This window comes from Nitrosomonas halophila (genome assembly GCF_900107165.1).
In the GTDB taxonomy this organism is placed as follows: domain Bacteria; phylum Pseudomonadota; class Gammaproteobacteria; order Burkholderiales; family Nitrosomonadaceae; genus Nitrosomonas; species Nitrosomonas halophila.
The window spans coordinates 1-12,983 of sequence record NZ_FNOY01000072.1 but is presented as its reverse complement, the minus strand read 5'-3'; the positions used below and the strand labels follow the sequence as shown (position 1 = coordinate 12,983).

11 protein-coding genes are annotated in these 12,983 nt (G+C 52.5%); 6 read left to right on the top strand and 5 right to left on the bottom strand.

Annotated features, from left to right (window positions below; genetic code table 11):
• Positions 1-213: 213 nt before the first annotated feature.
• Positions 214-528 carry a HigA family addiction module antitoxin gene (locus tag BLV85_RS12630; protein ID WP_090415606.1) on the bottom strand — a complete coding sequence of 105 codons (315 nt, stop codon included), beginning with the start codon at positions 526-528 and terminating at the stop codon, positions 214-216.
• Positions 529-767: 239 nt separating this feature from the next.
• On the opposite strand from BLV85_RS12630, the gene BLV85_RS12620 reads away from it, so the two are divergent.
• The 5 genes from BLV85_RS12620 (at position 768) to BLV85_RS12600 (ending at position 6,617) form a co-directional block, all read left to right on the top strand.
• A complete protein-coding gene (locus BLV85_RS12620) occupies positions 768-977 on the top strand; it encodes a hypothetical protein (RefSeq protein ID WP_143032343.1) in 210 nt (69 codons plus the stop codon).
• Positions 978-1,015: 38 nt separating this feature from the next.
• Positions 1,016-3,355: an acyl-CoA dehydrogenase gene (locus BLV85_RS12615; protein WP_090415604.1), complete on the top strand. Its 2,340-nt coding sequence runs from the start codon at positions 1,016-1,018 to the stop codon at positions 3,353-3,355.
• Positions 3,352-5,181 (top strand): AMP-dependent synthetase/ligase, encoded by a 1,830-nt coding sequence (locus BLV85_RS12610; protein ID WP_090415603.1) that lies wholly within the window; start codon positions 3,352-3,354, stop codon positions 5,179-5,181. The genes BLV85_RS12615 and BLV85_RS12610 overlap by 4 nt, the downstream gene beginning before the upstream one ends.
• A gap of 85 nt (positions 5,182-5,266) precedes the next feature.
• On the top strand, positions 5,267-5,692 hold the full coding sequence (locus BLV85_RS12605; protein WP_090415602.1) for an acyl-CoA thioesterase: 426 nt from the start codon (positions 5,267-5,269) through the stop codon (positions 5,690-5,692).
• 19 nt (positions 5,693-5,711) lie between these two features.
• Positions 5,712-6,617: a c-type cytochrome gene (locus tag BLV85_RS12600; protein WP_090415601.1), complete on the top strand. Its 906-nt coding sequence runs from the start codon at positions 5,712-5,714 to the stop codon at positions 6,615-6,617.
• Here the strand turns inward: BLV85_RS12600 and BLV85_RS12595 are convergent.
• Positions 6,611-7,117: a hypothetical protein gene (locus BLV85_RS12595; RefSeq protein ID WP_090415600.1), complete on the bottom strand. Its 507-nt coding sequence runs from the start codon at positions 7,115-7,117 to the stop codon at positions 6,611-6,613. The genes BLV85_RS12600 and BLV85_RS12595 overlap by 7 nt on opposite strands.
• Before the next feature lie 501 nt (positions 7,118-7,618).
• Between BLV85_RS12595 and BLV85_RS12585 the strand changes: the two genes are divergently transcribed.
• Positions 7,619-8,206 carry a HupE/UreJ family protein gene (locus BLV85_RS12585; RefSeq protein WP_090415598.1) on the top strand — a complete coding sequence of 196 codons (588 nt, stop codon included), beginning with the start codon at positions 7,619-7,621 and terminating at the stop codon, positions 8,204-8,206.
• A 323-nt stretch (positions 8,207-8,529) separates the two neighbouring features.
• On the opposite strand, the gene BLV85_RS12580 is transcribed toward BLV85_RS12585, so the two are convergent.
• The 3 genes from BLV85_RS12580 to phoB form a co-directional block, all read right to left on the bottom strand.
• Complete coding sequence (locus tag BLV85_RS12580; protein WP_090415597.1) at positions 8,530-10,410, bottom strand: cytochrome-c peroxidase; 1,881 nt, start codon at positions 10,408-10,410, stop codon at positions 8,530-8,532.
• A gap of 92 nt (positions 10,411-10,502) precedes the next feature.
• Positions 10,503-10,700 (bottom strand): hypothetical protein, encoded by a 198-nt coding sequence (locus BLV85_RS12575; RefSeq protein ID WP_090415596.1) that lies wholly within the window; start codon positions 10,698-10,700, stop codon positions 10,503-10,505.
• 870 nt (positions 10,701-11,570) lie between these two features.
• Complete coding sequence (gene phoB / locus BLV85_RS12570) at positions 11,571-12,296, bottom strand: phosphate regulon transcriptional regulator PhoB (protein ID WP_090415595.1); 726 nt, start codon at positions 12,294-12,296, stop codon at positions 11,571-11,573.
• Positions 12,297-12,983 lie beyond the last annotated feature (687 nt).

Genomic DNA, 12,983 nt, shown 5'->3' with positions numbered 1-12,983 from the left:
TCTGCTTCCGAGGCGCTTTCCCTGCTCTTCGCTGGGAAACTGCCTGATTTTATGTTGCAGAATGACTGAGAGAAAGAATACGCTGAATAGTTACTCTTGTTTTTATTTATCGGAGAGTAGCGGCATGCCTCACAGCTTGATGACCGGGTCATCGGTGGCAATCACCCACCACCGATGACCCGGTCTGAGGATTAGATACCCTCAGCTACCCGATTATGCGGCATGTAACGGTTTAATCCGATCAACCTCTTCCTTGATCGATTGTGCCGCCGTCCACAGGTCAACCGAACGCTGCGCATTTAGCCAAAACTCGGGAGAATTGCCAAACAAGCGGGCAAGCCGAAGTGCCATTTCAGGACTAACAGCACGCCGCTCCCTCAGTAGTTCATTAACTGACTGACGAGATACACCCAAAGACTCAGCCAGCCTAGTTACTGTAAGGCCATAGCCTGGTAGAAAATCTTCCTTGAGCATTTCGCCAGGATGAGTCGGCTTGCGCTGCATGCCTTTAGTATTAGGAATAGCCATAGTCATTATCCTCTTCAGTGGCAGTCACACACCTCGACCTCATAGGCATCGCCATCTGCAAAACGAAAGCAGATACGCCACTGATCATTTATTGCAACGCGCGATGTCAAGTCTTGATAAAACACAAAACGCCCCAGCTAATTTTAACAATTCAACTGACAGCCACATAAAATATCGCACGAATTCATCCACTATGGCTTTCATTGTATAGTCTGCGTTGCTGTTTTTTGTATAAAGCGGTGCTTGAAATCGATTGGCCCTGGCTGAAAGAGGTCATAGAAGCCAAAGCTGCCAAGTGCCTGCTGGTGGTGTTGACGCCACGAGAGGTGATGGCGTTGCGGCGCTGCTCACCTGCGTTCTCTTCCAAGTATTCCATCGTTGATGGAAATGCCTTTCTGGCCACTAAAAGCAAACAAAACTTGACAGTGGCTTATTCTTCGGTAGTGTAACGACCAATAATCATTAAAAAATCCACGGAGTGCAGACCATGCTAGAGTCGCTTTTGTACTTACTCGTATCACTGATTGTCATTATTGTCGCACTGTTCACAGTGCCCTTCCTGCGTCGCAATATTGTTTCCAACCTTGTTCTGAGATTTTTCCGCAAGCTGCTTCCGCAAATTTCGCAAACCGAGCAGGAAGCGCTCGATGCCGGTACGGTTTGGTGGGAAGGGGCGCTCTTCAGTGGCAAACCGGATTGGAACGCGCTGCACGCATTTCCCAAGCCAACGTTAAGCCCGGAGGAAAAAGCTTTTCTCGATGGGCCGGTTGAGGAATTATGCGCCATGCTTGATGAATGGCATATCACGCACGAGCGTCATGATTTGCCACCCCATGCCTGGCAATTCATCAAGGAAAAGGGATTTTTTGGCCTGATCATTCCCAAGGAATACGGCGGACATGGTTTCTCGGCGCTGGCTCATTCCGAGGTGGTTATGAAAATCGGTTCCCGCAGCAATACGGCCGCAGTCACGGTGATGGTGCCCAATTCGCTTGGCCCGGCTGAATTGCTACTGCACTACGGAACGAACGCGCAAAAAGACTATTATCTGCCGCGCCTGGCCAAGGGCATCGAGGTGCCTTGTTTTGCACTGACTGGCCCAGAAGCCGGCTCGGATGCCGGCTCGATTCCAGATTACGGTGTCGTCTGCCGCGCAGAATACGATGGCCAGCCGGATGTGCTCGGCATGCGCGTTACCTGGGAAAAACGCTATATCACACTGGGCCCGGTCGCCACACTGCTTGGGCTCGCGTTCCGGCTGCGTGATCCGGATGGCCTGCTCGGCGATCAGAAAGACCTCGGCATTACGCTTGCGCTCATCCCCACCAGCACACCTGGCGTCAATATCGGCCGCAGACATTTTCCGCTTAACGGCGCGTTTCAGAATGGCCCCAACTCCGGCCAGGAGGTTTTCATCCCCATGGATTGGGTGATCGGTGGACAGGAAAAAGTTGGCCAAGGCTGGCGCATGTTGATGAATAGCTTATCGGTCGGGCGATCGATTTCTCTGCCGGCAACCAGCGTGGGTGCTGCCAAGCTGTCGGCCTGGACCAGCGGCACTTATGGGCGGGTGCGCGTGCAATTCAAGTTGCCGATCGGCTATTTCGAGGGTGTGGAAGAAGCGCTGGCACGTATCGCCGGCAACACCTACATGATGGATGCGGCGCGTGTCATGACTGCTGGCGCAGTCGATCTGGGCGAGAAACCGTCGGTGGCCTCGGCGATCGTCAAATACCACTTGACTGAACGCAGCCGCCAGGCGATCAATGATGCCATGGATATCCACGGCGGCAAGGGGATCTGTTTGGGCCCGGCCAATTATTTGGGCCGCACCTATCAGCAGATACCGGTTGGCATTACCGTGGAAGGCGCCAATATCCTGACACGCAACATGATCATCTTCGGTCAGGGTGCGATTCGTGGCCATCCCTACACCCTGCAGGAAATCAATGCTGCCTGGGATCATGACAAGAAGCGTGGGCTGCGGGCATTTGACCAGGCGCTGACCGGGCATGTCGCCTTCACTTTGCGCAACGCCTGGCGCAGCCTCTTTTTTGGCATCAGCCACCGACTGGTCAAGGAAGCGCCCGACAATGCGGCCAGTGAAACAATCGATTACTATCGGCAACTGACCCGCTTCTCTGCTTCGTTTGCATGGCTGACAGATATTGCCATGCTCAAGCTGGGTGGTTCGCTCAAGCGTCGCGAGCGTCTGTCCGCACGCCTGGGCGATATTCTCAGCCTGCTTTATCTGTGTTCAGCGACACTCAAGCGGTTTGAGGACGACAACCGCCCGGAGGCAGATCTGCCGCTCCTGCATTGGTCGATTCAGGATGCGCTTTACCGCACACAACAGGCATTCGATGATTTTCTGCTTAACTTTCCAAGCAACCGCCTGATGCGTGGTTGGCTACGGTTCATGATTTTCCCTTTGGGCAATCGTTGTCACCCGCCTGTCGATACGCTTGCCCATACAGTCGCGCAATTGATTCTGAGCCCGGGCGAGGCACGCGATCGTCTGACGGCAGGCATTTATTTGCCCAAAGCCGATAATGAACCGCTCGCCCAGCTCGAGCAGGCGTTCACCTGCGCGCTTGCTTGCGAGCCCATCGAAGCCAAGCTGCGTCAGGCCATCAAGGAAGGCAAGCTGGAAGCCAGCGATACGGAAGCAGCCAGCCAGGCAGTTGCGCAAGGCCTGCTCACCGAGGAGGAAGCGGCCATGCTCGATCAGATGAAAACCCTGCGCCGTCGCGTGATCATGGTGGATGACTTCCCCCCCGATTTTGGAACAGACTCGGATAATCGGCATGGAGGAGCGTCAGCATGAGCAAACATCCCTCCGCGATCAACACCGATTTGATTCCAGTCGAAACAGCCCGCACCCTGGACGGCTTGTTCAGGGCGCGCGCCGAACGTTCCGCTGAGAAAATCGCCTACCGGGATTATGATGTCAAACGGGAGGTTTGGCAGGACTACACTTGGGCAGACATGGCGCATGCCGTCGCCCGCTGGCAGACGGCACTTGCAAAGGAAAACCTGGCTGCCGGAGAACGGGTTGCAGTCATGATGCGCAATTGCCCACAATGGGTCATGTATGAACAAGCAGCGCTCGCACTGGGGCTGGTGGCCATGCCGCTCTATACCGAGGATCGCGCTGAAAATGCTGCCTGGTGTCTCGCCAATGCCGGCGCCAAACTATTGCTGCTGGAGAACCTGGCACAATGGGAGGAGCTGAGCGAAATCAAGGATCAGCTCAAGCAGTTGGTACGCATCATTATCCTGACCGCCACCTCCAAGGATGTGAGCCGGGCGGGTGATGCGCGCGTGACCGCGCTGCAGGACTGGCTGCCAGCACAAGCAGAGGCTATTCCGCCCAGGCAGAACGACCCGCACGCACTGGCCACTCTCATCTACACCTCCGGCACGACGGGACGGCCCAAGGGGGTAATGCTCAGTCACCACAATATTTTGAGCAATGCGCACGGCTGCGCCCAGGTGGTCACTGTCACGCCAGATGATATCCTCTTGTCATTCCTTCCGCTCTCGCATACTTTTGAGCGGACCGCCGGCTATTATGTCCCCATGCTATGCGGTGCAACGGTCGCTTATGCGCGTTCGATCCGGTTGTTGCAGGAAGATCTGCCGACTATCCAGCCAACCATCCTGGTTTCGGTGCCACGTGTTTATGAAAAGGTCTATGCGGGCATCCAGGCGAAGCTGGCAGAAGGCCCGGCCCTTGCCAGGGGGCTGTTCAAGCTGGCTGTCGATGTTGGATACAGCCGTTTCGAGCACTCGCAGGGACGCGGCAAATGGCAGCCCTCGCACGCATTATGGCCGCTGCTCGACAAGCTGGTTGCACGCAAGGTGCTGGACAAACTGGGTGGGCGCCTATGGCAGGCAATGAGCGGTGGCGCGGCCCTTTCTCCGGAAATTTCACGGGTGTTCATTGGGCTCGGGCTACCGATCCTGCAGGGTTACGGCATGACCGAAACCAGCCCAGTCGTCTGCGCCAACCGGTTGGATGACAACCTGCCTGCCAGCGTGGGCAAAACCCTCCCCGGCGTGGAGGTGAAACTCGGTGAACAGGATGCCTTGCTGATCCGCGGCCCCAATATCATGCTGGGCTATTGGGATAATCCAGAAGCCACGCGCGATATCATGTCCGAGGAAGGCTGGCTCAATTCCGGGGATACCGCGCATATTGACGAACAGGGCCGGATCACCATCACCGGCCGCCTGAAAGACATCATTGTCACGTCCACTGGTGAAAAAATCCCGCCAGCAGACATGGAAGCCGCGATTCTACATGATCCGATATTCGAGCATGTCATGGTCATTGGTGAAGGACGCTCTTATCTGAGTGCGCTGGTTGTGCTAAGTGAACGCGGCTGGGAATCGGTCGCCACGCATTGCAATGCACAAAACGATCCGAAACAATTGGCACGGGATGAATATGCCGAGGAAATCGTGCTCGAAAGGATTGTCCGCCAAATCAGCGGCTTCCCAGGTTATGCAAAAATTCATCGGGCCGCACTGATTCCCGAACCCTGGTCAGTCGATAACGGCATGCTGACACCCACTCTGAAACTCAAGCGCGCAAAGATACTTGAACGCCATCAGACAGAAATCGAAAAACTGTATGCCGGTCACTAGGAGGCTGCGCACAGTACAGGAGCCGTCCGGCATGACGCCTGCACTCTTCGCCAGTATTTGAATAACCGTTATCGAGTCGACAACGATGCCAGCCCTACATAACCATCCCGATCTTCATGTTTCTTTGCCCAGCGATCAGGAGCCGATTTTACGGACAGTGCCCATGCCATCGGATACCAATCACGCCGGGGATATCTTTGGTGGCTGGATCATGGCCCAAGTCGATCTGGCCGGCAGCATCCCGGCAATCCGCCGCGCCCGCGGGCGCGTCGCCACGGTGGCTGTCAATTCATTCGTCTTCAAGCACCCGGTATTGGTGGGCGATCTGGTTAGTTTCTATGGGCAGATCGTCAAAACTGGCCATACTTCGATCACTGTGGATGTTACAGTCTATGCGCAGCGTGGTGCGCGCGAAGGCGAGGAAGAAGTTTGCATCAAGGTTACCGAAGCCGTGTTGACCTATGTGGCCATCGATCAGCACCACAAGCCGCGTCCAATTCCCATGCTGTAGCCCCTCCGGTCAGACTGACATGCTGCGACTTTGGCGAACCGGACTCTGCGTATTGCTGATGCTGCTGTCAATCGGCATGGCAGCTGTTCAGGCGGGCCCTGCCGCGATAACAATCGAATTCCGGGACCATCATAAGCTGGTGCGATCCTTGCAGCTGGATGAATTCGCGATGATCGCTCCGATGCGCATACTGGAAATCTATGAAGCACATGAGAAACGGACACGCGCTTACAAGGTCTACCCTGCGCGGGTAGTGTTCGACCAAATCTTTGGAAAATGCTGGCGGACAGCGGAGGAAATCGTTTTTATAAGCAAAGATGGCTACCAACCGAGCATTCCGGTCGAGAAATTCCTGACTTTTGATGCCTATCTGGCTTTTGCGAGCGCGGATGGCTCGCCATTCACGCTGGACAATCTGCTGCAAAATGAGGAAATGGTGGATTTGGGACCACTTTATCTGGTCTGGGACAACTTGCAATCGCCGACCCTGCGTCAAGAGGGCGCAGCCGACATGCCCTATCAACTCATCGCAATCGAGCTCAGCACGTTTGCCGCCCGTTTTCCGCGCCTCGTTCCACCGGCCGATGCGTCACCTGCTGCCAAACAGGGATTTCTGCGCTTTCGCAAGCATTGCCTTGCCTGTCATACGATCAATGGCGAAGGCGGCGGGAAAGCCCCTGAACTCAATTACCCGGTCAGCGTAACTGAATACATCCGGCCTGAATACTTGAGGCGCTGGCTGGATGAACCCGCCAGCATCCGTTACAACACGACCATGCCAGCTCTAGCCGCAGAAACACCGCAGCGGGAACAGGTCATAACGGAAATCATCACTTATCTGGAAACCATGCGCACCCAAAAAGGCATTCAGAATACGCTGGATACCAATCGGGGTGCGCATGGCTGCAAGCATTCAAATCAATAGCAGCCGCCGGCCACGAAATCGACCGCCCAGTTCATCGAATTTCCGCGTTGCTTCATGACAAGATTGTAATCGTTGCCATCGACTTCCACGCATGGAATGACCAGTTCGCCCGAAGTCAGGTTGGCACGCGCCCTGTGAGGAATGAAAGGCGTCTCAGGTAAACAGGCATTGACGTCGAATTTGGTATAGCCGGTCAGTGCCGCGTTATTTTCCAGGCTGGAAGTCGCAACATAGGCATCGCCGCCGATCACTTTCACATCGATCGCACCGGGCACGGGCACACTGATAGCCGCCGAAGCGCCGGGCACAAATACGCCGTCTTCGAAAGTGCAGGCAAGCGGCTCATCGGGTGCATCCGGCAGAATAGTCAACTGATCATCAGCCGCCAGGAACACGGCTTTTCCCTTGATGACCACCATCGGGTCGGCATGACTCGCCATGGACAGCATCAAACCGATTGCTGCGAAACCCGCTCCGAATGACATAAATTTTTTCTTCATATGACTTCCTCCATTTTTTCATGCATTACGTCATCAAAAATATTAATGACTGATTATTATTAACGGAAAGTTCTACCTTAAAATTTAGGAGCCGTGAAGGAATAAGTGTGACAATTGGGCGCGTCTGGCGGGATGCAATGCAAGGCGAGAGGAAGAGTCATAGCGCGAGCTATGGCGATGACGAGTAACGCCGCAGTGCACTCGCCAGATGCGATCCAAGTGTTACAGTTATTCATGAGCGACTCCTTAGGCATGCAGGCCAAGATCCGATCCTTCCTAATAGCCAAACTTTCATGCCGCTTAGTCACCACCAGTAGCTGGCAGCCGTTTAACTGACCAATACAGCATAACGCATGACATGCTTGGTGTCCAAGGCGGCCTGGCAGCCCTTCGTCTGCGACCCTGGCCAAACTTGCTCTAGCTCGTGACCAGCGGTTATGCTTGATCTGCTTCAATCCCTATCATGACTATTCACTACCCGCCGGACAAGGAGAAAATTCGATGAAAAAATATTTGTCAGCTTTCTGGTTGATACCAGGTATGATCATGTTATGGCCAGTTTCTGTCCACGCACACACTGGAATAGATGACGTGACCGGATTCGAGGCCGGTTTCTGGCATCCCATCGGCGGCGCCGATCATCTGCTGGCCATGGTCGCCGTGGGACTGTGGGCGGCCCAAATGGGTGGAAAATCCATCTGGCTGGTACCGGCCACCTTTGTCACGCTCATGCTACTCGGCGGCATCCTGGCACTTTCCGGCATCCACTTCTCGCATGTTGAAACTGGCATTCTGATTTCCGTTCTCTCGCTGGGCATCCTCATTGCAGCGGCGCTGAAGTTTCGGCCAACTGTCAGCGCCGGCATTATCGGATTTTTTGCCCTTTTTCATGGCCATGCACATGGCGCGGAAATGCCGCTCGCGATTGAAGCGGCAACTTACTGTTTCGGCTTCACATTGAGCACAGCCTTACTGCATGCAACCGGGATTGCCAGTGGATTTGTCCTGCAGAGGCTGAACACAGGCAAAATCGTGCGGTGGGCAGGCGGTGCGATCGCTTTCAGCGGCATTTACTTGGCTCTCGCCTGACATAAAGGAAACCACTTGGCCAAAAAAATTGGACCGCATAGCGGTTTGTCGACTGTTGATAGGTGGCCACTAGGAGGCTGTCCGAGAATAGTGATCGTAGCGAGGGCGAAGCTGGCTGAGCGGGATTTTTCGATCATTTGAGGCGAATAGTTGTTCTATTCAACGAAAAGGATCGAAAAATCCCGCCGGGCAGGCTCGTCCGCAGTAGATCAGTCTATTCTCGGACAGCCTCCTAAAGTGAAACGCCCTGTCAACAGTCAGTATTGATCGAACTGACAAATAACCAGATGACTACTGTCATCAATTAAGGTGCATCACGCAGGCTACATATCGGACTCGAGAAAACCAGGCATGGGATACGCCCCCTCCTCGCCTACCGCAGGCATCTCAACCATATGATCGGCGGCTGTTCCGGCAACCTGCTTGTCTATTTTTTCTGTGTCGCCAGGATGTCCGTTGGGAACAAATATCTGAGGATGATCGAAGGGTGCCCGCCGGTATCTGACCCGCTCGTCGGTTAACGATAACAGCCATGCCTCCAGATCGAGTTTTTCCTGCTCACTCAAATGGAGAATGTTGAGCAGCATAATGCTGCTCCCATCCCGTTCCGTCAGCTGTGCAAAATTTCCACCTCGGCTATAAACATCGAGCACACCCCGTAAAGTCAGCTCACCGCCGTTATGAAAGTAAGGCGCCGTCAGCTCAACGTTTCGCAAGCCCGGCACTTTGAAGAAACCATCGGCCACCACCGGGCACGAATGACCATCCGGGCAGACAGGCGCGGCATACAGTTGTTTGGTATAGGACAAAGGCGTGCCAAACGGATCTGTCTGCCCCAGCGCGAGATCACTGGTTGCCGGACGTACACCGATATTGTTATATCCGCGATCAAACGCCTGCCCTTCCCGTATCCTGACCGGGCTAGCCTGCACCTGACTGACCGCAGCACCGGTCAATTCCGCGCCTTCATGGCAATTGATGCAACGGCCACGGGTCTGACTCCTGAAAATATCGACACCCCGGATGGCAGCCTCACTGATAGCGGTGCTGTCCCCTTCCATGAAGCGATCATAAGGCGTGTCATCGGCTACGAGCGTCGCTTCATACAGCTGTATCGCCAAGCCGAAGAACAGTGAAAAATTGAATTCCATCAAGGTATAGCAACCTTGCTGAGCAATAGGACGTGCCCGATGGCAAATTTCGCTATGGCCGCCCGGCAAAAGTCGAATCTGTTGATCAGATTGCCACCATTCAGGCTGGAAAGCATGCCGAACCATTTCCGCGTAATCGGGCAGCGCCAGTCCGGGCTGCGGCCAGCGGCTATATTTCCTCAGCACACTGTCCTGGGGATGTACTTGCTGCTGAGCAAGCGGCCTGGCTACGAGCATTTTGCGCCCAATCATTGGGAATGGACGATCTGAAGCGGACAGTTCAAAATCATTGACAGCGGCCGCAACCGCTTGTGATGCCAGACTGGCCTGTTCAATGCTGATTCTGACCGGCTCAACCCGCGTTGCACTCTCAGCACGATAAAGATGCGCATTGGGATCACGATCACCCCAATTATTTACGCCATTGAACTCGTACTGCGCTCTGCCATCATAAAAATTGCGGTAATTGAATATTGCATTGATGACAGTTGGAGTGTTTCTTGGCTCAACCCGCCTGACATTGATTCGATTCACGCTGAAGCCATCTTGATCGGTTTGCCTGCGCAACTGTTCGACCGGACGGGATGGCAGTACACGCAAGAATTCATACGATGCAATGCCCTGCGATGAAATCACATCATCACTGCTGAATACGGCGGGAGAAGCTCGATCATCGGGATCGGTCAAGACCCTTAACGGAAAGTGACTCGCGGTTAATTGCATGTTCGAACCCAAATCGAACTCTCGGCGCTGGGCATCACTCAACGCATGTGTGCCAGGATTCACTTGATTCTTCGATCGGCTATCAGCGCCTGCATGAAAATGACAGGTCGCGCAAGCAACAATGTTATCGCTGCCAACTTGCATGTCCCAGAACAGCGCCTTACCCAGTGCAATGGCCATCGGCTTGTCACGGATATACTGATGGAGATCAGGAGGTTCAGGGATTTGAACGGTTTTCAAAGACAAGGGCCGTGGCGGGTCAATCTCGCTGGCAGACGTTTGAAGCACTGGCAAAATCAGCCCGATCAATACCCAATACAGTTTCGACATAATTTTTCAATTGCTTTTTATGCGGATCAGGCATGCTGATGGGACAGCGCTCCTGATGAGACAGAGGAAAATTGCGAAGAAAACAGGACTACTTAGCAGGTTTGCCAGGTTTTTCTGGCGACGGGTTTGATTTTTAGCGGGAAAGTTGTCAGCTGTGCTTTATAACCATGTCGAATGGGATCAGCACAAACCACGCTGGCAGAGTAAGAGTGTTTTACTGCAATCACCATCGAGGCGAGCATCCAGCCACCGATAATCTTTTCAACCTTGAGACCACGACGAATTGCCATTATTTCTCTCTTTTTTAGTTATATAAGAATGTCGATTGGTTATATCAACCAACATCCGAATATTAATGACAGATCATCTAAAGTCAATGTGACAAATTGTCGCATCTCATTCAATTCATTGAATAATCCTGATAATTCTTTTCCTGTTCAGCCATTTGAATATGATTGGCACAAAAACGCAATTTAGTTTCCTACTGCCATAAATCTTTCCATAAGCATGTATATGTCATGAACCCAAACTGGTATTGCCAGGGATAAATTTGTCTTATAAGTAGATTTGAAATGATCTACCGCTTCAGGCTATCAATTCAATGAACACAAAATGCAAGTATTTGGGAAGCAGCTGACACGGTAAATTTGTTCTGTCGCTAACCCTTTGAATTCCCATCATGCCCGCGCAGGCGGGCAACCAGTTTTGGTGCAGCGCCGATAGGCACGCAACCCATAGTTTCTACTGTACGTTCTGGATTCCCACCTACGCGGGAATGACAGGCTCGGAAGCCAGAACAAATTTACCCTGGCAGCTGACCCAACCGTTAGAGGAAATTAATGATATATGCATAGCCTGTAGACAAGACCTTGGCTGACTACCGCATCCAGCATAAAGCAGCAAGAAAAGTGGGCGGATATCAGATGGCCGGAACCGTTTGGTCCAACCTGTCGTTATTGCGCTTTCCAAAAAATGGCATAATCTCAACCCCATCTATCTGAGGTTTCTTGGTTAATGCATTGGGGAGGTGGTAAGCGACGGATACAAAATCTGGAAACATGTTCACGAACAACATCGCTGACATATAGTGCATGTTTGGAGGGGTCGTGAAAAATCAGATCACAAACCCAATGAGGGCTGTTCGATATATTTGGAGTTTGTTACGAAGCATTAACTTCACACCTGGTAGAAAAACGATATCCTGTCCCCCGCACTGTCTGAATAAGATCATCCTTTTCCGCCGCCTCAAGTGCTTTACGCAACCGACGGATATGCACATCGACGGTGCGATCCTCAACGAAAACGTGATCACCCCAGACTTTATCAAGCAATTGGGCGCGCGTGTATACGCGCTCGGAATGCGCCATTAAAAAATGCAGCAAACGAAACTCGGTTGGCCCTAGTGATATTTCCCTGGGTTGTGTGGCTTCTTTTTCATCCGATAGAGTGACACGATGGGTGGTTGGATCGAGTCTTAATCCACCTATATCGAGCACTTCATCCGATACCTCGGGCAAGCGACGGCGCAATACCGCTTTGATTCTCGCCACCAATTCGCGTGGAGAAAAAGGTTTAGTCACATAATCATCCGCCCCCACTTCCAATCCAGCCACTTTGTCGCTTTCATCCACACGGGCTGTCAACATAATAATAGGCACAGATTTGGTACGCGCGTCTCTTCGCAGCAGTCGCGCAAAATCAATCCCACTCATCTTGGGAAGCATCCAATCCAGCAGCACCAGATCGGGAAGTACATCGTTGATCATCGCCGATGCCCTTTCTGCACTATCCGCACATAAAGCAATATAACCAGCACTACGCAAGTTATATAAAATCAACTCCTGAATTGCTGGCTCATCTTCTACAACCAGAATCGTTGCGGCCATTCATTACCTCATAAAAACTCTCTACGATGATGGAATCATATAGACAAATCATTGCATTTTTGTGACATCCTCAACTATTCTAGGTTTATTTCTTTGTGCTAATGGTGAATGTTATGGCTATAAAAAACAACCGGTTGGAGGTCTACGAAATCTTTTGTGAAGCAGTTCTCACTGTCAACGCGAGCCGGATGATTTTGTTGATTGGCAGGAAGAGCAAAGAAAATATAAAGGCGATAACTGGTTTGTTCGCACGGGAAGGGAAACGCATCTGAGTGCCCTTGAGCAACTCAGATGCGCGTAATGGCTTTAATAAAGCACGATAGTTCTTGACTTTTAACAGAAAAGTTCATGCCTGACGCAGGCATATGGGCTCTTTGTGCAGAAAACTACAACAGTTTTCTGCAACCCAGTAAACCTGACGACTTAAGGAGTCGTTCATAAATAACTGTAACACTTGGATCACATCTGGCGGGCGCACTGCGGCGTTACTCGTCGTCACCATGGCTCACTATGACTCCTCTTCTCGCCTTGCATTGCACCCCACCAGACGCGCCCAATTGTCACACTTATTCCTTCACGGCTCCTAAGCAGTTTTTTCTTCGCCTTGAGCCTTGCCTTTCTTCATGAAGAAAAAGCCTGCCGCGGCAGCAACAGCCAGTGCACCCAGGATGAGTGGCAGGTTGGATT

What these genes read in the sequence shown, in the direction of transcription:
- BLV85_RS12610 (WP_090415603.1), top strand. Translation starts at nt 3,352, where the DNA reads ATGAGCAAACATCCCTCCGCGATCAACACCGATTTGATTCCAGTCGAA.
- phoB (WP_090415595.1), bottom strand. Translation starts at nt 12,296, where the DNA reads ATGGCCGCAACGATTCTGGTTGTAGAAGATGAGCCAGCAATTCAGGAG.
- BLV85_RS12585 (WP_090415598.1), top strand. Translation starts at nt 7,619, where the DNA reads ATGAAAAAATATTTGTCAGCTTTCTGGTTGATACCAGGTATGATCATG.
- BLV85_RS12630 (WP_090415606.1), bottom strand. Translation starts at nt 528, where the DNA reads ATGGCTATTCCTAATACTAAAGGCATGCAGCGCAAGCCGACTCATCCT.
- BLV85_RS12615 (WP_090415604.1), top strand. Translation starts at nt 1,016, where the DNA reads ATGCTAGAGTCGCTTTTGTACTTACTCGTATCACTGATTGTCATTATT.
- BLV85_RS12600 (WP_090415601.1), top strand. Translation starts at nt 5,712, where the DNA reads ATGCTGCGACTTTGGCGAACCGGACTCTGCGTATTGCTGATGCTGCTG.
- BLV85_RS12605 (WP_090415602.1), top strand. Translation starts at nt 5,267, where the DNA reads ATGCCAGCCCTACATAACCATCCCGATCTTCATGTTTCTTTGCCCAGC.
- BLV85_RS12595 (WP_090415600.1), bottom strand. Translation starts at nt 7,117, where the DNA reads ATGAAGAAAAAATTTATGTCATTCGGAGCGGGTTTCGCAGCAATCGGT.
- BLV85_RS12575 (WP_090415596.1), bottom strand. Translation starts at nt 10,700, where the DNA reads ATGGCAATTCGTCGTGGTCTCAAGGTTGAAAAGATTATCGGTGGCTGG.
- BLV85_RS12580 (WP_090415597.1), bottom strand. Translation starts at nt 10,410, where the DNA reads ATGTCGAAACTGTATTGGGTATTGATCGGGCTGATTTTGCCAGTGCTT.